This window comes from Leptospira yasudae, assembly GCF_003545925.1.
Taxonomy (GTDB): domain Bacteria; phylum Spirochaetota; class Leptospiria; order Leptospirales; family Leptospiraceae; genus Leptospira; species Leptospira yasudae.
Map to the genome: position 1 here is coordinate 340,622 of NZ_QHCU01000006.1, position 22,913 is coordinate 363,534.

Sequence of the window (22,913 nt, forward strand, 5' to 3'; positions counted from 1 at the left end):
CCCGAACACCTCAGTAACTCTGAACAACGCAGACAAGGATTACCATAAGCCATGCGTGAGCTATATGAAACTATTCCACGTTTCTTTCCTCGCCCTTATCCAGAATTCGATTCTGGATCGGTTTCACCTTGGGAAAGAAATCGTTGGAAGCCGATTCCTCCAAGGATGCACTTCGAAACGAAACCGATTCGTCCGGCATCAACTCGATGCTCATGCTTCTTGAAGCGCCGCCGGAAGGCTTCGTGAAATTCAAAAGAACGTCTCCGCCCTTCACGATCGAATGGGAGGGAGAATTCAGAGCCGCGAATATAATATGTTTTGCATGCGTTAACCCGGCCCTCGCTCTCGGATATGCGAGCGGTTCCATCGGAATCCAACCGAAGGAAGGATGCCAAACCTCCGCGATCTTATGATTGAAATCGACTTTAGTCGCGCCCGGCAGCCAATTCCAAGCGAGGCGCGCAGGAATTCCCGCGCTTCTCAGCAAAGCGATCTGCGCGTAGCTGTGTTCCGTGCAGGAACCGTGACCGTTTTGCAAAACGACCGGAGCCGGATCGAATCGGCCGTCCTGTTTATAGACCAAATTCTTCGTAATATGTTTATAAACGGCTTGGATATAACTTTCGACGCTGCTCGTTTCCGATTTAAGTTGATCCCGTATGGAAACGATACCGGGATCGTCGATCTTATAAACCGACTTATCTTCCAGGTATTGTTTCCATTCGCGGTCGACTTTCCAATCTTCCCAAGAAGTTTTAAAATTGGAAAGAGCCGAATCGATGTGAAATCGGGTCAATTTGGCCGAATAGACTGTCTCCGTCCAAGACTGGCCCGCCGACAACGCTGGGATTTTGAGGATCAAAGTTCTATTTCCTTGATCATCGTCTTTGAATATTCCATTTTTAGAAACCGTTTCTTCGCTGAGAATTTGATATGCCGTTTCCCGAGGAGGGATTACGACGGCAAGTTCGGTTTCGGGAGAATCCTTCTCCTTTGCGGCGACCGTAACGTTGAAAGAAATTTTATCTTTCCGGGGGGAAAATCGATAACTCAGGTTTCCTTTGAGAAGTTGATTTCCTTTTGAGGTCGGATACAACTGATCGCCGACCTTCGCCAGATTCTTATACACGTTTTTTTCCGGGTCCATCAAAGCGAACCCTATCGAGTTCGAACGACCTTGACGATCTCCGCGGCAGGCGAGTTTCGGTGCGGACTTGGAGTCGATCCGCGCTGAATAATGATCTTTGACGGTATTCAAAAGAGGATTATAAGAATGAAGATTGTATTCCCCTTCGCTGTACCAAAGAAAAATCTCCTGATCGGAGCAAACATAGGCTTGCGAAACCTTGGAAACAGGAAGTTCCTTGTTTTCGATTTCATTGCCCGTTTGTATATCATAAAAAGTGAATGTATTTCCTTGGATCGCAAAGAGTTTTCCCTGAAAGATTCCGATCGAGGTCCATCCCGAGTTTGTCGCAACGAAAGGAATTCTCCGTTTTACTTCGAGGTTGCCGCTTGTCAGCACCGCGATTTCTTTCTTAAGACGGGCATAGATCCGATCATTCTCGCGATCCCAAGCCAAACCGCGGACCGGTTCTCCTAAATCGATTCGTTTCGCTTCGCCGTTTTTTAAGTTTCGAAAAAGAATTCCATGGCTCTCCTTGTCGTTCGCTCCCGGAAGAATCGCGGGCCACAAAAGCCAATTCCCCGCGATCAAGGCGCCTTGAAAGCTCCTGACTTTTTCATCCGAAGAGGGGGGAGTGATCTGCGGATAGTCGTCTTGTTCGATGACTTCCCAATCTAACTTGGAATAGGCGGATTCGCTCCGAAGAGGTCCGAGCGTCGATATGGCGACCGATAAAACGATTACAGATCCGATTCTGAAAAACATGCGAAAATTGGACGCGAGCAAAGGGAAGAATCCTTCGACCGGAAGATCTAAAAACGACCGCTTTTCGAAAAAAGAAAGTCCGTTGGGTAAACGTGAAAAGTTCGAAAGCGTTCTCTTTTAGGAACGGGAAAGAGCTTACAGGATTTTGCTTCAAAGAATGTCGGATTAACGATTTTTTCGATAATACGAATTAAGATTTCAACTTCCTGCGGATTTCCTCAAGAGCCAAACCTTCCAGAGTTTCAAAACCCGAACCGGGCGAATAGGGGAGGTTCTCGATGACTTTTAAACCGAAATTCCCGTATTCGTTTTTGATCCACTTCCTAAGCTGTAGATCGGTTTCTTTGGAACGGTCGGCGACGGGTTTTGCCTTTCGGATAAAATCCAGAAGTTCCGCGATTCCGTATTTGGTTTTGGTGGAGGTTTTGAAAACGGGAGGAAGTTCCTTGCCGGGCATAATGTCCTTCAAGAATTCCAAAGTCGTAATCAGCATGTGATAACTGGAATTCGCGAGAACTTCTTCGTCGCATTTGTTTAGAATGAAGGAATCCGGAACTTCCATGATTCCGCTTTTCATAAACTGAACCTGGTCTCCGCCTAACGGTTGCAGCACGAGAAAGGACAAGTCGGTCAATTTGGAGACTTCGATCTCGTTCTGGCCGATCCCTACGGTTTCAATGAAAACGTAACGAAAAAAACAACGAAGCAATCGGATGACGTGATACGTATAGGGATTGACTCCTCCGAGTTCGAGCTGACTCGGCTGGGAACGAAAGTAGATTCTCTTCTCCCGTGCGGGAAGGGAAAGACGGGTTCGATCGCCTAACAGCGAACCGCCGGAAATATGACTGGAAGGATCGATCGCGACGATCGCCATCGTTTCACCGTCGTCGGCCTTGAGAAATTGAGTCGCGAGTTCTCCGAGCAACGAGGATTTTCCCGCACCCGGCGTTCCGGTAAATCCCACCGTTAACGAATTTTGTCCGTTCAGCCCTCGCTGCGCGAGGGCTGCAAACAACTCTTTCCGAAACTCGAACGAATCCGGCCTTTCAACACCGGAGATCAGTTTTGCGAGAGGAAATTTTTCTCCCTCCCGCGCACCTTCGATGAGTTCGGCGAGATCTTCTTTGCGATGTTTCACAACCATGTCCGAAACGAAAACAAATCCGCGTTAGGCGGCTTTTACGGTCTTGGAAATGATGTCGATGATTCTTTCCATCACGTCCATCAGATCATAATCCTTCGGCGTGAAGATCGCCTTCACTCCGAGTTTCGTCAAAGCGTCGAAGTCGGTCGGAGGGATGATTCCTCCGAATACGACCGGAATATCCGCCTTATAATGTTTGAGTTCGTTGAAGATTTGTTCCGCGAGTTCCAAATGAGATCCCGAAAGAATCGAAACACCGATCACGTCCGCGTTTTCTTCCACTGCGGTTTGAACGATTTCCTCCGGTGTTAAGCGAATTCCGGAATAGATCACGTCGAAGCCAGCGTGTTTCGCGGATACGGCGATCATCTCCGCTCCGTTGGAATGTCCGTCTAACCCCGGTTTTCCGACTACGATCTTCGGTCTGGAGCCGCTCGTTTTTAAAAAGGCCTCCACTTTTCCGCGAACGCGAACGACCTTTTCGGTTTCGAGATTGAGTTTTTGTCCTTCGACTCCGGTCGCAGGTCTGTATTCTCCGAACACGGATCGAAGAACGTCCGCCCATTCTCCCGTCGAGATTCCCGCTTTCGCGCACTCGATGGAAGCGTGCATCAGATTCTTACCCGCTTTTGCGTCCGCCTCGAGAGTTGCAAGCGCGGCTTTGACGACGTTCGGATCGCGTTTTGATTTTACTTTTGCGAGAACTTCGAGAGTTTCTTCCGCGGATTTAGGATCCACTTTAAAAACCCCGCCGTCTTGATCGGTCATCAATGGAGAAGGAGTTCCTTCGGTCCATTTGTTCTTACCTACGATGATGAGTTCGTTGTTGTTGATCTTTGCGAGACGTTCCGCTTGCGACTTAACGAGCTGGGATTTCATATATCCGTTCTCGATCGCTTTGATCGCTCCGCCCATATCGAGAATTTTCTGAATCTCTTTGTAAGCTTCTTCCTTGAGTTCTTTGACCTTGCTTTCGACTACTTTAGAACCTTCGAATAAATCCGGATATTCGAGAAGATCGGTTTCATACGCGAGGACCTGCTGCAGTCGCAAAGACCACTGTTGATCCCAAGGTCTTGGAAGAGAAAGCGCTTCGTTCCAAGCCGGAAGCTGCAACGCTCTGCAACGCGCGTCGCGGCTCATGGTGACACCCAAGGCTTCGATGAGAATTCTCCAAGCGTTGTTTTCCGGTTGTTCTTCCGTAAGACCGAGAGAGTTCACCTGAACCCCGTAACGGAAGCGGCGGTATTTTTCTTGTTTCACTTGGTAACGATCTCTTGTGATCTCGTCCCACATATCGGTGAAGGCGCGCATCTTGCACATCTCTTCCACGAAACGGATTCCGGCGTTTACGAAGAACGAAATTCTCCCCACGCACTGCTCGAACTCGTCCGGAGTAAAACAATTTCTTTCTTTGATCGCGTCGAGGATTGCCATCGCGGTTGCGAGTGCGAACGCAAGTTCCTGCACCGGGGTCGCTCCGGCTTCCTGCAAGTGATACGAACAGATGTTAGACGGGTTCCATTTCGGAATATTCTTCAGGCAGTATTCGTACATATCCACGATGACTCGGATGGACTGAGCGGGAGGGAAGATGTACGTTCCTCTCGCGAGATATTCCTTGATGATGTCGTTCTGGGTGGTTCCTTGAAGAAGACCGATGTCCACTCCGCGTTCTTGGGCGAGGGCGACGTAGAGGGACAAAAGATACATCGAAGTCCCGTTGATCGTCATCGAAGTGTTCATTTCCTCGATGGGAATCTGGTTGAATAGGATTCTAAAATCCTCCAGGGTGTTGATCGGAACTCCCACTTTCCCGATTTCGGGTCTTGCGATCGCGTGATCGGAGCTGTAACCGCACTGGGTCGCGAGGTCGAAGGCGATGGAAAGACCGGTTTGGCCTTTGGAGAGGTTTTTTCTAAAAAGTTCGTTGGATTCTCTCGCGTTTGTGTGTCCCGCGTAGGTTCTGAAGATCCAGGCCGGTTCTTTGGACGGTTTTCCCGCTTTGTCGTAAAGGATGTGATCTTTGTTTTCCATGAATTCTATCCCGATTCGAGGTTCTCATTGTTACTTCAAAATGTGTTGGTAGAATTTCACCCAAATTTTTATCCTTGCTCTGATTTCCGCAAAAACCCTACGGGCCCCCATGGACTTAGAAAGAAGCAATAAAGCCAACCCAATCTTCCTTTTCCTATCCGCGATCGGTCTCGCGGTCGTCCTTTCGGTATTGTACAACTGGTTCGGAGAACCTTTGAATCCCGAAGCGATCGAAATGCTCGCCAATCTCCGTTCCTTAACGGAAGAAGGAAAATTCTTCTCGGATCAACCTCCGCTTCCTTTTTTGATCCTGAATCTTTGGAAATCTCTTACCGGACTCAACTATACCACGGCTTTGTTTTCTCTTTCCGCTTTTATTTTTTCTCTCTCGATTCACCTGATCGGATATACGCTGCAAAGGGAGAAGTGGAAGCCGAACCACTATCTTCTCTGTTATCTTTCCGCGATTACGCCGCTGACGTATTCGATGCCTTTGTTTTTTTATCCCGAATTGTTCAGTTTGTTCTTCCTTTTGATTTTGTTTCTCGCGTTCCGCATGGAAACTCTGGGCGACATATTCCTCCTCGTGATTTGTATTCTCGGAAGTTTCTTTTCTCATTTTACCGTGTTTCTCGTCGGGCTTACGATCTTCGTGATCAAGGCCGGAACGGTGGGAATCCGGGAAAGAAAGAAGAATCAATCCGTGTTTTTCAAACGAAGAAACATTCCGCAGCTCGTGCTTCTCGTTTACATGGCCGTCTTTATCACTCTTCTCGTCGTATTGATCACTACGAATTTTTACGGGGAGAATTCTTTCGAAGCGTTTTACAAACTTCTCTGGAATTACTCGGCAAACTTCGGACCGTTGTTCGTGATTTTGTATATCGGAAGTTTTTTACTGAGATCGGAAAAGGAACTGGGCACCGTTGCGGCCAGCGCGGTCTTGTTCGTGATTCTTCTTGCGTCCGCTTATTTTTCCGTTAAACCGACATCGGGAATCAACGCGGCCAAACTCGGAGCGTTTACCAAGGATCTCGTAAACTTAAAGAACAGGGAAGTCATCCAAACCGACGAGAAGATTTACGCGAGCCCTGCGGTTTCGTCTTACGTGTATTTTCATTCCAAACAAAGACTCTTGTCCGTCAAACCGAAAGAATGGAAGAATCGCGATTATCTTTTTTTGGAAGAAGTCTGGCTCGCGGACAAACGGGAAATGCTCAAACGGTATAAGTTTAAAAATCCCCAGTTCGTATTTTTATCGGGAGAACAGATTTTGATCACCGGATTTTTGACGAAGGTGATTTCGAGCGAAAAAGAGAATACGCAGATTAAGATTCAAGTCGAGAAAGCCAAAGCGCAGCTTCCTTCCAAAACGGGAGAGAAGGGTATGAATCGTTTTCTTACGGGGATCTTTTCTGCTTCCGCATTGAGTCCGGAATTGATTCCTTGAACTCCGCGAGTCGAAATCTTTGAAACCGATCTGGAAAAAAAATCCGAACCTGAAAGACAAAAACGCCGCTTCCAAAACGAAGGGGGCCGTTTCTTCCTTCGCTTTTTACAAGGATAAGCTGAATCTATCCCGTTCGAATAAGGACGAAACTTCTTCCGAGGACGAGGAATTGACGTTAGGCGCAAACGGTCTTCCTTTTGAAAAAGCGTATTGGAGAGATATCTACGGTTCGGGGACGGACGTGGACGCGACCTTTAACGCGAAAGAACACGCGCGTTATGCGAAATCGATTTTGAATCTGATGGAAATCAACGTGAATTCGATCGCGGATTTCGGTTTCGGCAAGGGAATCCTTTTGAAGGAAATGGTCAAGATTTTCAAACCGGGACGCGTCTTAGCCATCGACCCCTCCGAACAGATGCTCGACGAATTGCTCGCTCAAAAATGGATTCGCGCCTGGAACATGTCCGTGTTGAATACGACCGTTCAGGAATTGGATCTTTCGTATTTCGTTCATCTTCCTTTTGATTTAGGAATTTGTAATTCGGTCGTTCAATACATCCAAGGGGATCTGCGACCGGTCTTCGAGAAACTTCATAAAATCGTAAAATACTTATATTTCTCCGTTCCCACGAAAGACGATTATATCCGCATGAAGAAGGATATCTACTTTGAAGATCCGTACGCCTATGTAAGAACGAAAAAACAATATCTGAAAATGATCGATCCGTATTTCCGAAGAGTGGGCTTTAATCTCCTGGAAAGCAGATTAGTGAACGATTCTAGATTTACGGACGAATTGTTTAAAGATGAATGAGAGTCTGGATCCCCTCGCACCCTTCCTTACCACGGTAGAGTAGTGGATTCCATCAAATCTCTTAGAATCTTTCCCAGTTTCACTACTCCCCAGAGCTTCGAGTCCGATCAGATTCGCATTCTTCAAAAAACTAAACTCATCCAGATACAACTGACTGAACTCTGGACGAATGTATCCATATGCAGAGAAAGCACTCTTAACTAAACGATGATTTCCTTCCGCTACTTGATTGTGAACTCCGTCCTTGCACCATCTGTTCTTTGCTAACCTGTATCGATTGTCTTTAGATTTATTTGCACAGTTTTGGAATTCAGTATTTGAGTCAGTAATTGTTTATCATCATCCATAATTAGTTGTTCATTGTCGTTTGGCGGCTCAAAGAAGATAATCGGACTCGCTTCTCTCAGTTATCCAAATACCAATTCAAATCGATTTTGTAATTACAAAGCAGAATGTCGAGAAATTCCTTCGAGGGTGATTTCAATCGACCTTTTATAAAGTTGTTTACGTTAGCTGGAGATAGTTTTAATTTTAAGATAATGACTTCATGGTTGGCATTGTAAGCTTAGTCATTACTTTGCACTCGTTACTACTTTAATTTAATATTTATTTGATAGTTGAAATATTCAATCAAAGCGAACGAATGTCGTCTTTAAGGAATGAAATTCTTTTTGATTAAAAAAGTCTGAATAGACGGTACATTGTCTTGAAAATTTGTATTAAATATCTCGGATCTAATGGCTGTTATGATGCAATATCAGAATACGAATAATAGACAAAATTGTAATTTGCTAAGAAATAAGGAAACAAAATGAGATTTGCTTTCGCTCTAATATTGAATCTGCTCTTTACGCCTATTGGTTTTATTGTATTGAACGATGTTAAGAGATTTATGATATTTTTACTTTTCGATATTATTAGCATCTGCGTATTTAACGGATTAATTTATATTTATGATAAAGTCCAGAAAATCGGGATTCTCGTAGCATTTATTTTCGTAATAATAATATTTCTAACAATTATCGTGATATATACGAGAAAGAGCTGGGCTTCTTACCAAGAGCGAGCGGATAATTATCCTTTTGGGAAAGCTAAAACAATTGGACTACTCGTGCTTTTATTCATTTTGGAGTCATTTATTTATGATGAGTTTAAAACATTTTTCAAAGACCATTTTTATTCGACGCACAATATAGTTAGCAGATCGATGGAACCCTCAGTTCAATTAGGAGATTATATTTTCGTAAATCATCATAATTTCCAAATAAAAAACGGCGATGCGATTCATTATATTTTTGAGGAATCGGAAAATGGAAGAAAAGAGGCATTGAAACGAGTTATTGGAATTCCAGGAGATAGGTTATTACTTAAAGATAAGAGAATTTCAAAGGATTCATATATTTTAGAAATTATTCTAAATGGCAAAACGTTGAAAAACAAAAAAATCCCCCATCCTTTTATTCAAGAAAACATCGATATTAACTTAAGCGATAAAGTATTCTACGAAGAGACGATTGGAAATAAAAAATATATTACTGTATATAAACGGGCATCGACTCTCGGTGAAACTGAAGATTTTGGATATAAAGAAATTGTTCTAAAGGAAGGGGAGTATTTTATTTTAGGTGATAATCGAAACGATTCTTATGACTCACGAATAAGCGGTCCAATCAAAAGATCGGTAATATTGGGAAAAATGGTATCGAAATATTTCTCTATCAACTTTAAAGAATATACTTGTTCTGAAGCCATGAACCTAATTTTAGACGATTTCGAGGCATTGGATAGATGTTCTACCGATTTCGTAACGAAAATATTACGATCAAAAATTAGATTCGAAAACATTGGCAGAAATGAATTTTACGACAATTAGGGTGTCATGATCCACAATTGAATGAATCTAGGGGATTTGGCTGAACCGACGGGAGAACCGTTTCTCGGTTAGTTTTTAATTCGATTAAATCTATCATGTATCCTTTTCGACAAAAGAATATTAGAACTGAATTTGAATCCCAAAATTGAAAAAGGGAATTTTATGTTTGTATACGTCGAGTCCATTCTGGTTGATATACTTCGTCGGCGGGTTGACGTTCGGAATGTATGGAAGTCCAGGTGTGAATTGGTTATTTGAAACCGCGATTTTATTTGCGGTGACGTTGATTATCTCGAAGTATAAATCCATTTTTCCCCAGCTCGTAGATATGAATTTATCGAATCGAAGATCGAGCTGATTGTAAGAGGGGAGTCTTGCCGAACGAAGTTGATCGGAATAGATAGGATCGTTGATTGAAATCGAACTCGTATTGCTGAGTCCGATTTTTTTTTGTTCCGAACCGATGATCGGAGTATATGCATAATTCGTTAAAAACGTAAATCTCGTTCCAATCTGAAACGAATTTTTGTATTTCCAGCCTCCGATGATGCTGAGAATATGTGTTCTGTCCAAATCGTACAATTCTTCCTTGGAGTTTTTGCGCAGGATTTCCAAACGTCCGTTGGAATACAAATTCGTATAATATCCTTTGGAATCGTCCTGAAAAATCAAACGATTGTTTGCGCTGAGTTCTTGATGAATTCTTGCTTCCTCATCGTTTAAAACCGGTTGGTTTCTGTTTCTTTTGGTCACCGAGTTTGTATAAGCGATCCAACCGTAAAAACCAGTATCCTCGGGGATTTCCTTTTTTAACAAGAGTTCGAAACCTTTGGACCAGCCGATCATCGAATTCGAATACTTCGCGTTTTGCGAAACAAGCTGTGTATTCTCGTTGTTGACTACGGAGATGAAGTTGTTGAGATTTGCCATTGAAGAATTGTATAAAAAATTATCCTGGATGATCAAATTGTCGAATGTATTCTTATAACCTTCCAGCTTGAATGTATAATCTCCGAGAAATTTCTGCTCAATTCCTATATTAGAATGTACTGATGTTTCCATCTTTAGATTTGGATTCCCAATTTTTTTAGAGTATTGACTAATATCGGATGGAGCCTGTGAATATTCTCCTGTTCCTCCGAAGAATATCGTTTTTGTGGTTTCGAATTCTTTTGCCAAAGTTAGCCTGGGATTGGTTTTCCATTCTTTAGATAGATCGTAGTAATCTCTTCTAACTCCGAGTGTCGCGGAATATCCAAGATGATCGAACTTCATCTCGGAAAAGTAACCGATTTCCCGTTTCACCATTCTATCCCCTTCCAGAATAGCGGAAGTATTCGGATCCGAAAGAATGGACTCGGTTATAGTCAGATAAAGGGGTTTCGGATTGAGATACGTCAATCTTCCTTTTAAATCGGAAATGGTTTCCCTATACTGACCACCTATGTTGATTTTTAAGATTTTTTTGAAAAAATATAGTTCCAGAGAATCCTCTAGATAACGCAGATCCGAAGCGTAATCATTCCCTAAAGTATTTACTTTTACGAAACCTCCTGGAAGAAGGCCGCCCCCATCGGACACGTTCAAAAAGAAATTACTGTTTTGAACTCTTTCTTGGAAATAATTTCTGGCGAAATGAATCGTATTCTTTACGTTTTCGAAAGGTTTCCAAGTGTGTTTGAGCCCGTCGGTTCGAAAGTTGCGATCCACGATGAGTCCGTCGGTGATGCTTTCAATTTCGCTTCGATTTGCGTCCCGCTTTGCATTGCTTGCAAACGGATATCGAAAATCTTTCGTTCCAAACGATGAAATTGTGAGCGAATTATTTTTGTCGATGTCCCAGTTAATGCGGCCTTGATAATCGCTGTAGTCTGAAATGAATGTTTGATTCGGAACAAGATCGTGAATTTGTCCGAGGACAAGATTCGGATAATATTTTCTTCCCGAAACATTAATGCTTAAAGAATTCGTTATATTTTTATAAAGGTAAGAATCGAGTAAGAACGTATTTACGTTCGTGATCAACGTATCCTCTCTTTTTTTAAAAGCTTCGATTGCGATAACTCCTCCGGTTCCGAAGCCGTAGCGAGCGGAATACGCGCCTGAATAAACTTCTAAAGACCTGATCGCGTTATTGTTGATGACCGATGCAAGGCCGTCCGCATGAAACGGGTATGTGAGAGGTAAGCCATCATAGTAGAATTGATTTGCCTTTGTACCTCCTCCTCTCATAACTAAAAATCCTCTTTGACTGTTTGAAATGTCCGGGTTTTTTGCCGAAGCGAGCGTCGGATTCGTTAAAGGCAACTGTGTGGCTAAGCCCGATTGAGCGCTTGAATTATTATAATTCTGGAATATAGGCGACACGCCCGGAATATTCAAAACAGCCTTTAAAGAATCTCCAAATGTTCCGGGCATACGTTTGATTTCTTCCTTTTTCAATCGGATTCCGTTGATGTCGTCTCGTTCTCCGATTACTTGTATTTCAGAACCGGATTTTAGTTCGTCGTTTGTGGGATCGGATTTGGTTTGGGCGTATGTTAGGACATCGGGAAAACAAAAAAAGATCGCGTTTGCAAATAGTATTTTTCGATTAATATGAGTAAAAATGAATATGTCTTTCATAAAATCTATAAATTGAATGTAAACCCCACGTTAGATGCACAGAGAATAGAGAGATTTATGGGAGAGCAAGTTTAATTTAAGATATGCGGTCTTTATTATGAAAATTTTCGTGAACCTGAAGAGCATAATCGCAGCAATCAAAAGAGAAACTTAGAATAAAAAAGACGTTATGCATTCTTTAGTTATAGAACGATAGTCCTTTGGGGAATTCGTTAGTAAAAAAACAAAATTAAAAATCCATAGATTCAAAAATATTTCCCTAAATTCAAAGTGTCGGAATCGGACTTAATTTGAGAAATCATTTTGGAAGGAAGATTAAAATTGAATCCAGGTTTAAAGATGATCTTTGGAGTGACATTGTCAAATTATCCCGGTTCTGTCGAGTCGGTTGCCATATTTACTCCTCGGCCTGGCCTTTACATTTTGTCTATCAACTGAAGTCGTTCGTTTCACATATTATAAAGACGATATCCCCTAAATGTATTCTACACATGTATCCAGCCGAAAACAACTTTGACGAATTCGAATCAAGGCTGCTTTTCGGATTTCAGTTGCAAACACATTTCATTAAGGTCCGCTTACGCATCGGACGTAAGCCGTTGTTGAATCGCTTTTTAGGAATTCGATAACTCCACCCATTCTGAAATCCACGATGTATGTCATTTTACGATACTGAGTATTTCTGGGAATTTGATACGTATTGTCATTGGATGCAGTTGTAGCTATGTGTACTGCGGGATCGGAATCCGTGGCGACATTCGGACTTGTTCCCGTTGAAATTCCGGAAGTAGAGGTCCAATAGAAAGCTCCTTGTGTATTCGGAAAAAAGGACGTGTTGATGATGGGGTTTGCGGATCGTCCGCGATCGACCAAACTGATCAGCTCTTTAACGTTCGGTAATCTCCATACGCGTCCATCTAACGTAAGACCATTGCAATAGCTGAGTGCGGAAGCCCAGTTAGAAGTGATCGGCGCCCCGATGCTGCAATTCGTAACGCCTTGCCCTTGCGAACATTTCTGCCAAACAAGCCCGCTGCCGGAGGTGATTGTTCCATTTGAATTATCCGTAAAAGGTCCGTCCAAAGCTATCACGGAGAGGGAAAATCCGAAAAACACGATAAGAATTTTGACTATTTTGTACATTATAAATCTATTAAATATTATTTTCATGTTGAACTCCTAATTTAATCCGAAATGCACATTGATGTATAATCGAAATTACCGGACCATCCGCTACTTTTAAGTTTATTGGATACGTGCGTAATTCCTTCGAAAACCGTTACGGACCAAGCCCCCCAGCTAATCAAAAGCGAAGGGTCCGAATAATTGTAGGCGACCGGAATCGGACCGTTGGATAATTGTTCGATGGAGTGAGATGGATTCGGGGATGGAGGGTTTGCCCCGTATCCGTAACGGTTCGTATTATTGATCGTGATTCCGTTGCTACTGGTCCAGTATCGTTCGAAATTGCTGCGTAAAATTCCAGGAAAATACGTTTCAGGAATCGTCTCGTTACCGGAATTCCCATTGTATTCCAATATCGTATAATATTCGGCTATTGTAGGAACCCTCCAGCCGGTTCTGCCCGCATATCCCGCTCCTGAATTTCTTGTATTGAGAGATGAACAATCCTCGACAGATCGATTAAAGGATTTATACGGATTTCCGAGGTCCGCTACGCAGGCGGAACCGTCCCATTTTAAATCGGCGGCGCAGATTTTAGAGCATGTAACTCCATTCCATTCATAATCCGCAAGACAGGATTTCCAATATCTAGAATTTCTAATATCAACAGTCACGTAATCCGAAGGAAAGCCGGCGAGGGTTCCGGGAGTGAGTAAGCCGGAAGCGAGCGCGTTCGTTTCTGCGTCTTGACCGCTTCCACTGCATGAAATCGAGACTCCGTTCGTATCCGTACAATCCGTTTGTCGAGAATCGGAAGGGGCCAAATATCGAGTGTCGTTAATCGTACCGTGATCGAGTTTGATGTTTCCTGAAACTACGGAGACGACGGGGCTGGAAGCCACAGTGTTTCCTGCGATATCTTTGAAAGAAGAACTTGCATAAAGAAAATAGAATTTATGCCACTCAGGTAAATTGCTTCGAACGTTCAGAGTATAGGTTCTTTTATCCGCGCTCCAGCTCCCGATTGCCCCGGGCCATTTGATTTCCGGATCTCCACCTTGAGTTTGATCTCTATGTTGTGGAATAGGAGTCGAAGACGTATCCATATCTTCGTTGAAGGTCAGACTAAAAGTTCTTTGCGTAACGCTTAAAGAATAGGCCGAGGCGTTCGGACTGATAGCCGGAGAAGTTGAGACGATCTGAGGGGCGGTATCGTCTCTCGTCATCGTCGTTGTACTGTAACCCTGATTGGAGCCGGCGGTAGTTAGGCAGACCCGCAGAGTGTTCGAGCCTGCCGCCAGACTGGAACCGGCTACGGTGTAATCAACGTTCGTATTGGCAGCAGCGGAACCGGTACTGAGGGAAGTCCCATTGCTACAGTCCGTTCCGCCAACTCGGATTGAATAGTTTCCGGCAATATCTGATTTCCAACGCAGATTGGAACTTCCAGACGACTTGATGATCGTTGGGCTTAACGAAACGATCGTAATCGTTGGGTTACCGACCGCCACAATATACGTTGCCGCATTTGTTGACCCGATGTTACCGGCATTGTCTACCGCAATCGCGCTTAAGTTTGTGGTTGAATTGTTCGGTAGCGATAATGCGGAGGAGAATAGAGAGCTTCCCGTTGCGGCTGTTCCCGTGTTCGAAATGGATGCCGCCGTTCCGTCCATACGATACGCAATTTTGTTACAGCCTGAATTCCCCGTATCACTACAGGAAATAGTAACACTTGGTGCGGAAGTTCCAAAGGTTCCGGATGAGGGAGAAAAACTTACCGTAGGAGGCGTGTCATCTCTTTCCGCCAGGATCGCATACGAATCCCAAAGAGTCGTACCGCTCGCATTGAAAAGGCAAATACGAATCGGATTGCTGCCGACGGCAAGAGGAACTGCTCCCGCTACAGCATGAATTCTGGAAGTGTTCGAAACGGATGCGGATATCGAACCGGAATCGTACAAACTTCCGTCCGAGCAATTCGTAGCGCCGTATCGAATTTGATAGGAAGCATCGAGGGAACTGCTCCATTGAATATCGTTGTATTCTATAGCTCCGCTTTGTCCGCTGAGGTAAATGGTATTCGCTGAGGAATAGGTGAGTTTACCTGTCGGGGGAATGATAGGATTCTTTCCGGTATCGGGACCGATGCTAGACGGGAAGAAGAAAAAAGAACGATTTTTTTTTCCATCATCCGTAAGGCAGTTTAAGACAACAGTCAGAAGTAGTAAAAGAAACGAATAGATTCCGAGACGGGAAAAAATACGAGACCTATGTGCAGTCTTTAACTTCATGAGACCCTCCAAGGAGTTAAGCATGCACTGAGAATAGCGGCGATTTACGGAATCGTCCCCCAATTCTATAAAACGCTACGTGCGTTTATTCTTTTCGCAAAGAGCGAATTAACGATGTTAGACTTTTCGTTTCAGGTTTTTTCCTGCGGAGGATGGATTCGTTTTTTTAGAATATTTTTTCTTGAATTGGGAAGGAGTAAGTCCTAATTCTTTTTTAAATGTCGTATTAAAAACGGATAAAGAATTAAAACCGCTGTCATAAGCGATTTTGATCACCGAACTGTCGGTTTCGTTTATAAGGCGCATTTTCGCTTCTTCAATTCTAAAATAATTGATATAAGTAAAAAAACTTTTGTTGAGATGCTTATTGAGAAATTCGGAAAGTTGATGCGATTTTATATTCAGCTTTTTGGCGAGAAGATTCAAAGTGACTCCGGTCTCTAAATAGATCTTATCTTGCAGCATCAATCTTTCCAATCTTTCGGTAAGATCCTCCGGGTCAATATTTTGCAGCGTAGTTTTCTGATACCGCATTTTTTGGAATGTTTCCGATATGATGTTGAATGTAATCGGATAGATCTGGCTGATTACGAAAGCGTAAAGAACGGTAAGAGTAAGCATACATAAGTCCAAAATATAGAGTTCGAGAAAATAAGAGAATCCCGGAAATAAAAACCGAAAGTCGATCCACAAATTAACTATGACTCCGGCTATACCGACGCTCAAGATTCCTATGATATGTTTGGACCAGGGATAATCCGAAAAACTTCCTTGAAAAAGTTGGAGAAATTTGACCAAGATCACGAACATATATATGAGCGTGATTATCGTTGAAAATCCGTATGCCAAGTCGTAGCGGGATTCGAATTTTTCATTTAAATCGGAAAACGGCTTACCTTCGTAAAAAAGCAAAAGGGTATCGATCAAAAAGTAAAATAGGAAGAGAACCGCTGGGGCATAGTGCGGAAGCAGCGCTTTCAGATTCACCTTTTCATCCAAGAGGAGTAGATTGAAATAAATAAAAAGGGAAGGGCCGATCAACAGGATAAAGAATATTTCGCTCGAAAAGAAGTGCGAGTAGTTTAGGCCCAACCCGTTGAGCAATACGAGTCCTTTGATCAGAAAGAAACTCATGGAGATGAAAATGACAAAGACGATCAAGTTCTTTCGGCTTCGTCCTTTAAGAATTTGGATCAAACCGAAGATTAGGGAAAGAACGCCGCCGAAACCTACAAACTGACTAAAAATGTAACCAACGATTTGACTCATAATGACCGAACTCGGATCGCTGACCTTTAACGATGATCCCGGTGGAAAATAGTCGCACAACGTTATACGATGAATTCGTTTTAGCAAATATTTTTTTCGAATTCGTTTTTAAATCCGTATCCGGGAAAAATTTTCCTTCGAAATTCCAGAGATCAACTTTCTTTCTAATAGATAGGAAGTTTAAACGGATGCATTCGAATAACGCTCTGAAACGGTGAAATTTTTTGACTTTCTCAGATACTGTTCTTCGAACCTTCGAATTTCGGATTCGATCGGCTGAAATATCGGATTAAACTCGATATTACGTCCGTTCAGCGCTTCTTCCCGATATTTACTCGGAGTTATTTTCGTAGCGTATACGAAAAATCTTTGAAACGTAGAGAGCGCATTAAATCCGACCGCCATACCGATCGAAATTACGGATCGGGAGGGCTCTTCTTTCAGCAGGGACATTGCCTCTTTGATGCGGTAATAGTTTACGAAAGTATTAAAATTGGTTCGAAGATAACGATTGATGAACGCGGAAAGTTGATGAACGGTGAGGCCCATTTCCGCCGCAACGGAAGGAAGTCTAATGTCCTCGTCCAGAAAAATCTTTTCTTTTACGAATAAGTCGTACAGCTTTTCCATAATCCTTTCATTGTCCAGACTCGTTATGAGATAATCGCTGGTCGTTCTTTTTTGGTAAGAATTGGAAGAGGAACTTGTTGTTCCCCGATTCACATTTTCTTTTTTCGGGGAAGGGAATGTGATCAGATTGCTGAATAGGAAAATGGGCGAGATCGTATAGATTATACAGCTAATTTTCATTGCTGAGTCGGAAAATGATAGAGGGAGAATTTGGTTTAGTTTTTCAACGAGCATGAGCGCAATGAGAAAATAGATCAGTTTAAGCCCTTTCTTTACGTAATAACTCTTAATGAAAAACTGAACGTAAAGACAATAGAATGTTAGAATCGTGATTGAAACTCCGCTGACCGTAGCAAAGAGATTAGGGAGGGTTTTTGTTTCGGAATTATGCCAAAAGTAGATGATCGTCGTGCTAAAAATCAAAGATACGGTTCCGATGAGCAGTAGTTCCCTTGTTAATCCCGTCTTTAGAGAATGATCGTTTTTTTTCATCTCGGTGAATTCGAACGATTCTTTGCAGACGGTATAAATGATAATGCTTCCGGCTATGGTGAAGAAGGAATAAAGAAAGTTCCCGACGGATTGTACAATCTTGTCTACCATTTGGGACTGACTCGAAAAAATAAGCAGATTGAATCCGATAAAAATAAGGATCAAGGCTTGTTTCTTGTGAAAGGGTCTTTTTCTTTTATAATAATAAATTGAACCTAACACAATGTATTGGATTGCACTCGCAAAATAAATATCAAACGACATATATAAACCTCTCGGATCGTTTTTCGATTGGTTTGATTTTAGTTGAATCCCGGATTGTGCACTATCGAGTTTATAAACTCGATAGTGATTTTACGTAATTATTCTCGCTCAATTCGTTTTATATCTAACTAAAAATAGTTGATGGTAGAATTCATTTAAAATGTGGCAAAAGCGTATAGAAGGAGTCGTCTCATTGCGACTCGAAAGTGAACTTTCAAAACGCAAAACCTTCACAGGGATATGGTTATTGCTTCGCGGGTATTCCGGAATTACGCTCGTGTCGATTTATAACCACATGAGCATATACTCGCATTTAGGATTTCTTGATCGGCTCTTCGATATGAACATATTGGATAGATGGATTTCCATCATCGGAACAAAGTCGGGATAGATTCCAAATCTTGGAAGCAAGCTTTTGAAGATTGATTTCACTTCGTTTTTCTTTTACACTCTGATTGTACCAACTTTTAAGAACTGCTTCACATTTTTGGCGAGCAGATCCCTTCCCGCCTTTCGTCGCCGAAGTAGAGGAGCGGCGTTCTTTTCAACTCACTGCCAATACGCTCGTATTCTTCGCCGTTCTAATGATCCTTGCTTGGTTGCAGCCCGTTCCACCCGAACTGACTACGATCTTACATATCGTGAACAGCGCTGGACTCACTGAACTTGCCATTTGCTGGGTTTTGTTGCGCAGGGGTTATATGTTAACCGCGCAGATTTTCTTTTCTTTCGCAAAGTGGGTCCAGCTGGTTGCGATCATATTCACGTTTCCAGGTCAACAAGCGCATTTATATCTTCCGGTAAGCATGCTCCTTCCTTACAATTACTTCTCAACATATTACCGGAAGAAATCGCTCAAGAGTTAAAGGAAAAGCGAGTTTCCGAACCTCGTTTGTATCGCAGCGCGACGGTTTGTTTTACCGACTTCAAAGGTTTCACTCAGATTGCGGAGACATTATCTCCAACGGAACACACGCGGTCGACTGCGTGATGGCGGCTCTGGAAATCCAAGCCTTCATGAATCAAATGAAGGAAATCAAGGCGAACCAAGGCCTTCCGTATTGGGAGCTTCGTCTTGGCATTCATTCCGGAGATCTGATCGCAGGCGTCATCGGAGAGAAGAAATTCGCTTACGACGTATGGAGCGATACGGTCAATACCGCAAGCCGTTGCGAGTCCTCGGGCATACTCGGTCGCATTAATATCTCCGGCGCTACATACGAGCTGGTAAAAGATTTTTTCGATTGCGAATACAGAGGCGCCGTCCCTGCCAAAAACAAAGGAGAAATCTGAATGTATTTTGTCAACGGGCTCTTGCCCGATCTTCGACGAACAGGGGAAGATCGGATTCCGAACGAAGTGTTTCGAAAACGATAAGAACAGCTTCGTACGCAGGTATGACTTAAGATTCCAACTAATTCTTTATAGCCGACCTTCTTTTTGCAAAAAATAAGCCGCAAAAGGATTGACATTATTTTATTATATAGCAAGATGTTTATATAACAATTTAGCTATGCAAACCCTCGATTCTACTTTTGCCGCACTCGCCGATTCTACTCGCCGTGCGATACTTATGCGCCTTGCAAAAGGCGAGTTAACGGTTATGGAACTCGCAAAACCCTTCAAAATGAGCCAGCCCGCCATTTCGCGGCACCTCAAAGTTTTGGAGGAAGCGGGCCTTATCTCGACCACGATCCGCGCACAGGAGCGTCCGCGCCGGCTTGAAACCGCGCCGCTCAAGAAAGCCACGGATTGGATTGAAAAGTATCGCCAGATGTGGGAGGAACGTTATCAGGTGCTCGATGGGTTACTCGAAGAGTTGCAGACGATGCAATCAAAAGGAGATCAATGAGAATGAAAACGGATCAAAAAGAAGTCAAGATAGAATTGCGAGGAGAAACCGAAGTCGTACTCACACGCTATTTCGCCGCGCCGCGAAAGCTGGTATTCGATTGTTTCACCAAACCGGAACTGATGCGTCGTTGGCTGACCGGTCCCGAAGGTTGGATGATCGAGACTATAGAAAACGATCTTCGAGTCGGCGGTAAATACCTGTATGTCTTTGCGGATTCCAAAGGAACCAAAATGGGTATTTATGGAAAATTCTTAGAAGTGATCGTACCGGAGAAAGTGGCGAATAATGAAAATTATGCCACGGACATGTCCGCGTTTAATCCGGATGGTCCGGAAAATCCGGATGCTACCGTCGAGTCGCGCACCTTTACGACCGAAGGCGATCTCACGCTTTTGACGCACGTATGGAAATATGCTTCCGCCGAAGTGCGCGAGATGGAACTGGGTGCGGCCGAAGGTTGGGTGCCACTTTGTGAATCGCTTGATCGATTCTTGTTGGAGCTTGTTCGATAAACTTCAGCAGGTTATCCGTGCCGTATACAAGGATCACTTGCGGCACGGAGGAGTCTATAACTGCTATCGCTTTTGATTCGGATCTCTCAGAATTTTTTCCATCGTCTTTCCTTTGGCCAACTCATCGATCAACTTATCCAGATAACGAATTTTCTGCATGAGCTTGTCCTCGATTTCTTCCACGCGGTAACCGCAGATCATTCCTTTGATTAGAGAAACATGATCATTGATATGAGGCGCTTGATCGAAGAATTCTTCGAAATTGACTTCATTCTTCAGTTGTTTTTGCAGACTTTTCGAATCGTATCCCGTGAGCCAAAAAATAATCGTATCAACTTCCTCTTTGGTTCGTCCTTTTCTTTCCGCCTTTTGAATATACATTGGGTAGACGCTTGCGAAAGACATAGTAAAGATTTTATGTTTTTCCATTTGCTTCGGTACCTGATTTAAGTTTCTTCTACTATCGCGATGATAAGGCCTTTAGAGAGCTGTCTAAAGAAGAATATAGAATCTATCCTTTGTTCTCAATCGCCTTTCTCATTGTCCCCGGGGTCGTTTCTTTATCAATCGATTGGCCGGATATTTTTCGAATATTTTACTTGACATGCAGGTAATTGCCTGCATGTTATTTTCTAACAAGCATAACGAATGGACGCTGATTCTGTTTTCAAAGCGTTGGGGGACCCGACACGCAGAAAGTTACTGGACCTTCTTTATGAGAAGAACGGCCAGACTCTGGGTCAGCTTTGCGAGCACTTGGATATGACAAGGCAATCGGCAACGCAGCATATCGGGCTTCTCGAAGAAGCCAACCTGATCAGCATAGTTTGGCGTGGTCGCGAGAAGCTGCATTTCATCAACCCGGTCCCCCTGCATGAGATATACGAACGGTGGGTGCGGAAATTCGAACACAGGCGACTGAGTCTGCTGCATGATCTGAAGAAGGAACTTGAAGGAGAGAACCATGAGTAAAGAGAAGACAAGTTTTGTTTACGTGACCTATATCCGCTCTACACCGGAGAAGGTGTTCGAAGCCATCACAAAGCCTGAGGTCGCGAGGCTCTATTGGGGTCACGAGAATATCTCCGACTGGAAACCTGAATCCACATGGGAACATGTGCGTGCGAACGAGCAACGAACGGTGAACATCGTCGGCAAGGTGGTCGAGGTTGTGCCGCCGAGTCGCCTCGTAATCACCTGGGCGAGTCCTTCTCAAGCGGCCGATCCGGAAAGTTATAGCCGTGTGACTTTCAATGTCGAGGAATACGAGGATATGGTGCGTCTAACGGTCACTCATGACGAACTCGAAGCGGGAAGCGGAATGGCAAAGGGCATCCAACAGGGTTGGCCGATCGTGCTTTCCAGTCTGAAGTCTTTGCTGGAAACGGGGCAGGGTATCGATGTCTTTGCTAAACCGAAGTCGACTTCGAGTGCGAGTCTTTCATGAATGCGTCTTACACGGGCGGATGTGCATGCGGTGAAATTCGTTACGCCATTTCCGATGAACCTATATTCATGAACGATTGTCAATGCCGAGACTGTCAACGGATGAGCGGTACCGGTCATGGATCGTATCTGACGTTCCCATCTCGAAAAGCCGTAAACTTGAATGGTGAAGCGACACATTTTGATAGGGTTGGGGATAGCGGCGGCATCAAGACAGCCGCGTTCTGTCCAAAATGCGGTTCGCCCGTTTACATGACCTTTGCTGCAATGCCCGAACTGTTTACAGTGCACGCCGCGAGCTTGGACGATCCCCATCGATACAAGCCGCAGGCGGTGACCTACGCCGTGCGGGGCCACGCATGGGATCATACGGATCCGTCTTTGCAGAAATTCGAAAAGATGCCTCCGGCATAAAGGATTGTCGTATGCTTAGAAATTGTCTGCTCTTGACCTTGATTCAAATGTTCTTTGTATTTTGTTTGAGCGCTTTGCCGAAGGACATGCCCGCAGAGTTTTATTTGGAATTTCATCGGGGCGGGGGAATGCGGCCGGACCATACCGAATTTTATTTTTCGAAAGAACTTTCATACGTTAAGGAGAGAAGGGATCGAAAGGAGGAGATCCTTTGTTTTAAGACCGATCCCGAGTTGCTGAAGAATTTATACGCAACCTTAGTGAAAAATCGTTTCGATCGGATCGAAACCAGAAAGGAAACGATCTATGATCGAGGCGGAGAAAGCGTGCAAGTGGGAATCGATCGGGAAACGTATAACAAGTCGGATGCGGGAATGACTCTGATCCAATCGTATTGGAAAACGAATTGGAAAAATGTTCTCGATGAAATTAAAAAGACAAAACGTTTATCCGTGGACGGTTCTTCGAAAGCCCGCTTTTCGCTGACGTGGAAGGATTTTCAGGAGCCTTTGTCCTTGAATATCTGCACCGAAAAACGAACTCTTTCCTATCATTATCAGGTTCAACCTTCTCGTTTTGAGGAGATTGAATTCTACTTTTTACCCGGAAAATATAAACTTTCGTTAGAGTTTCACGAAGACAAGGGAAAATTTCACAAGTTCGACGTTGAGTTTGGAATGGATGGCGATTCGAAACCCGTTTCCTTTCGTTGTAGTCCGGAGGGCTGCGTTCGATATTAAGAAGGACTCAATAAATTTATAAATTATAATTT

19 protein-coding genes and 1 pseudogene are annotated in these 22,913 nt (G+C 43.6%); 10 read left to right on the forward strand and 10 right to left on the reverse strand.

Annotated features, from left to right (window positions below; all coding sequences use genetic code 11):
- Positions 1-70: 70 nt before the first annotated feature.
- From DLM76_RS18070 to DLM76_RS18080, 3 genes are all read right to left on the reverse strand, one after another.
- On the reverse strand, positions 71-1,891 hold the full coding sequence (locus DLM76_RS18070; RefSeq protein WP_118966058.1) for a transglutaminase-like domain-containing protein: 1,821 nt from the start codon (positions 1,889-1,891) through the stop codon (positions 71-73).
- A 190-nt stretch (positions 1,892-2,081) separates the two neighbouring features.
- Entirely contained in the window at positions 2,082-3,032 is a 951-nt protein-coding gene (locus DLM76_RS18075; RefSeq protein ID WP_118957227.1) for a P-loop NTPase family protein, read from the reverse strand.
- A 30-nt stretch (positions 3,033-3,062) separates the two neighbouring features.
- Entirely contained in the window at positions 3,063-5,075 is a 2,013-nt protein-coding gene (locus tag DLM76_RS18080) for an ethylmalonyl-CoA mutase (protein WP_118956926.1), read from the reverse strand.
- Between the two features lie 109 nt (positions 5,076-5,184).
- Here DLM76_RS18080 and DLM76_RS18085 point away from each other — a divergent pair, with 109 nt between their 5' ends.
- The 3 genes from DLM76_RS18085 to lepB all read left to right on the forward strand — a co-directional run bounded on the left by DLM76_RS18085 (position 5,185) and on the right by lepB (position 9,215).
- Complete coding sequence (locus DLM76_RS18085; protein WP_118966059.1) at positions 5,185-6,525, forward strand: hypothetical protein; 1,341 nt, start codon at positions 5,185-5,187, stop codon at positions 6,523-6,525.
- A 169-nt stretch (positions 6,526-6,694) separates the two neighbouring features.
- Positions 6,695-7,342, forward strand: a complete 648-nt coding sequence (locus DLM76_RS18090; RefSeq protein WP_404820672.1) for a class I SAM-dependent methyltransferase — start codon at positions 6,695-6,697, stop codon at positions 7,340-7,342.
- Between the two features lie 811 nt (positions 7,343-8,153).
- A complete protein-coding gene (gene lepB / locus DLM76_RS18100; RefSeq protein WP_118966060.1) occupies positions 8,154-9,215 on the forward strand; it encodes a signal peptidase I in 1,062 nt (353 codons plus the stop codon).
- A gap of 120 nt (positions 9,216-9,335) precedes the next feature.
- Here the strand turns inward: lepB and DLM76_RS18105 are convergent, their stop codons facing one another.
- The 6 genes from DLM76_RS18105 to DLM76_RS22045 all read right to left on the reverse strand — a co-directional run bounded on the left by DLM76_RS18105 (position 9,336) and on the right by DLM76_RS22045 (position 18,587).
- The gene (locus DLM76_RS18105) at positions 9,336-11,633 is read right to left on the reverse strand and encodes a TonB-dependent receptor plug domain-containing protein (protein WP_241548283.1); all 2,298 of its coding nucleotides are present in this window, start codon (positions 11,631-11,633) and stop codon (positions 9,336-9,338) included.
- Positions 11,634-12,407: 774 nt separating this feature from the next.
- Positions 12,408-12,932, reverse strand: coding sequence for an Lcl C-terminal domain-containing protein (locus tag DLM76_RS18110; protein WP_158586398.1), 525 nt, complete (start codon positions 12,930-12,932; stop codon positions 12,408-12,410).
- Positions 12,933-13,024: 92 nt separating this feature from the next.
- Entirely contained in the window at positions 13,025-15,259 is a 2,235-nt protein-coding gene (locus DLM76_RS18115; RefSeq protein WP_158586399.1) for an Lcl domain-containing protein, read from the reverse strand.
- A 117-nt stretch (positions 15,260-15,376) separates the two neighbouring features.
- Positions 15,377-16,528 carry a helix-turn-helix domain-containing protein gene (locus tag DLM76_RS18120; RefSeq protein ID WP_118956919.1) on the reverse strand — a complete coding sequence of 384 codons (1,152 nt, stop codon included), beginning with the start codon at positions 16,526-16,528 and terminating at the stop codon, positions 15,377-15,379.
- 180 nt (positions 16,529-16,708) lie between these two features.
- The gene (locus DLM76_RS18125) at positions 16,709-17,761 is read right to left on the reverse strand and encodes an AraC family transcriptional regulator (RefSeq protein WP_158586400.1); all 1,053 of its coding nucleotides are present in this window, start codon (positions 17,759-17,761) and stop codon (positions 16,709-16,711) included.
- Positions 17,762-18,458: 697 nt separating this feature from the next.
- Positions 18,459-18,587, reverse strand: coding sequence for a hypothetical protein (locus DLM76_RS22045; RefSeq protein WP_277749347.1), 129 nt, complete (start codon positions 18,585-18,587; stop codon positions 18,459-18,461).
- A gap of 129 nt (positions 18,588-18,716) precedes the next feature.
- Between DLM76_RS22045 and DLM76_RS18130 the strand changes: the two are divergent.
- From DLM76_RS18130 to DLM76_RS18140, 3 genes and pseudogenes are all read left to right on the forward strand, one after another.
- Positions 18,717-19,291 (forward strand): annotated as a pseudogene (locus DLM76_RS18130) (adenylate/guanylate cyclase domain-containing protein); the annotation flags it as partial.
- A gap of 136 nt (positions 19,292-19,427) precedes the next feature.
- Positions 19,428-19,766 (forward strand): ArsR/SmtB family transcription factor, encoded by a 339-nt coding sequence (locus DLM76_RS18135; protein ID WP_118956917.1) that lies wholly within the window; start codon positions 19,428-19,430, stop codon positions 19,764-19,766.
- A 2-nt stretch (positions 19,767-19,768) separates the two neighbouring features.
- Positions 19,769-20,281, forward strand: a complete 513-nt coding sequence (locus DLM76_RS18140) for an SRPBCC domain-containing protein (RefSeq protein WP_118966065.1) — start codon at positions 19,769-19,771, stop codon at positions 20,279-20,281.
- 63 nt (positions 20,282-20,344) lie between these two features.
- On the opposite strand, the gene DLM76_RS18145 is transcribed toward DLM76_RS18140, so the two are convergent.
- Positions 20,345-20,710, reverse strand: a complete 366-nt coding sequence (locus DLM76_RS18145) for a DUF2200 domain-containing protein (RefSeq protein WP_118956915.1) — start codon at positions 20,708-20,710, stop codon at positions 20,345-20,347.
- Positions 20,711-20,929: 219 nt separating this feature from the next.
- Between DLM76_RS18145 and DLM76_RS18150 the strand changes: the two genes are divergently transcribed.
- The 4 genes from DLM76_RS18150 to DLM76_RS18165 are packed head-to-tail and all read left to right on the forward strand — an operon-like array spanning position 20,930 to position 22,881.
- A complete protein-coding gene (locus tag DLM76_RS18150) occupies positions 20,930-21,253 on the forward strand; it encodes an ArsR/SmtB family transcription factor (protein WP_118966066.1) in 324 nt (107 codons plus the stop codon).
- Positions 21,246-21,728, forward strand: a complete 483-nt coding sequence (locus DLM76_RS18155) for an SRPBCC family protein (RefSeq protein WP_118966067.1) — start codon at positions 21,246-21,248, stop codon at positions 21,726-21,728. Before DLM76_RS18150 ends, DLM76_RS18155 begins: the two co-directional genes overlap by 8 nt.
- On the forward strand, positions 21,725-22,141 hold the full coding sequence (locus tag DLM76_RS18160) for a GFA family protein (RefSeq protein ID WP_118956912.1): 417 nt from the start codon (positions 21,725-21,727) through the stop codon (positions 22,139-22,141). Before DLM76_RS18155 ends, DLM76_RS18160 begins: the two co-directional genes overlap by 4 nt.
- A gap of 11 nt (positions 22,142-22,152) precedes the next feature.
- A complete protein-coding gene (locus DLM76_RS18165) occupies positions 22,153-22,881 on the forward strand; it encodes a hypothetical protein (protein WP_241548285.1) in 729 nt (242 codons plus the stop codon).
- The last annotated feature ends 32 nt before the right edge of the window (positions 22,882-22,913 follow it).

What these genes read in the sequence shown, in the direction of transcription:
- DLM76_RS18145 (WP_118956915.1), bottom strand. Translation starts at nt 20,710, where the DNA reads ATGGAAAAACATAAAATCTTTACTATGTCTTTCGCAAGCGTCTACCCA.
- DLM76_RS22045 (WP_277749347.1), bottom strand. Translation starts at nt 18,587, where the DNA reads ATGGCAAGTTCAGTGAGTCCAGCGCTGTTCACGATATGTAAGATCGTA.
- DLM76_RS18155 (WP_118966067.1), top strand. Translation starts at nt 21,246, where the DNA reads ATGAGTAAAGAGAAGACAAGTTTTGTTTACGTGACCTATATCCGCTCT.
- lepB (WP_118966060.1), top strand. Translation starts at nt 8,154, where the DNA reads ATGAGATTTGCTTTCGCTCTAATATTGAATCTGCTCTTTACGCCTATT.
- DLM76_RS18165 (WP_241548285.1), top strand. Translation starts at nt 22,153, where the DNA reads ATGCTTAGAAATTGTCTGCTCTTGACCTTGATTCAAATGTTCTTTGTA.
- DLM76_RS18120 (WP_118956919.1), bottom strand. Translation starts at nt 16,528, where the DNA reads ATGAGTCAAATCGTTGGTTACATTTTTAGTCAGTTTGTAGGTTTCGGC.
- DLM76_RS18085 (WP_118966059.1), top strand. Translation starts at nt 5,185, where the DNA reads ATGGACTTAGAAAGAAGCAATAAAGCCAACCCAATCTTCCTTTTCCTA.
- DLM76_RS18070 (WP_118966058.1), bottom strand. Translation starts at nt 1,891, where the DNA reads ATGTTTTTCAGAATCGGATCTGTAATCGTTTTATCGGTCGCCATATCG.
- DLM76_RS18135 (WP_118956917.1), top strand. Translation starts at nt 19,428, where the DNA reads ATGCAAACCCTCGATTCTACTTTTGCCGCACTCGCCGATTCTACTCGC.
- DLM76_RS18160 (WP_118956912.1), top strand. Translation starts at nt 21,725, where the DNA reads ATGAATGCGTCTTACACGGGCGGATGTGCATGCGGTGAAATTCGTTAC.
- DLM76_RS18105 (WP_241548283.1), bottom strand. Translation starts at nt 11,633, where the DNA reads ATGCCCGGAACATTTGGAGATTCTTTAAAGGCTGTTTTGAATATTCCG.
- DLM76_RS18150 (WP_118966066.1), top strand. Translation starts at nt 20,930, where the DNA reads ATGGACGCTGATTCTGTTTTCAAAGCGTTGGGGGACCCGACACGCAGA.
- DLM76_RS18125 (WP_158586400.1), bottom strand. Translation starts at nt 17,761, where the DNA reads ATGGTAGACAAGATTGTACAATCCGTCGGGAACTTTCTTTATTCCTTC.
- DLM76_RS18080 (WP_118956926.1), bottom strand. Translation starts at nt 5,075, where the DNA reads ATGGAAAACAAAGATCACATCCTTTACGACAAAGCGGGAAAACCGTCC.
- DLM76_RS18115 (WP_158586399.1), bottom strand. Translation starts at nt 15,259, where the DNA reads ATGAAGTTAAAGACTGCACATAGGTCTCGTATTTTTTCCCGTCTCGGA.
- DLM76_RS18140 (WP_118966065.1), top strand. Translation starts at nt 19,769, where the DNA reads ATGAAAACGGATCAAAAAGAAGTCAAGATAGAATTGCGAGGAGAAACC.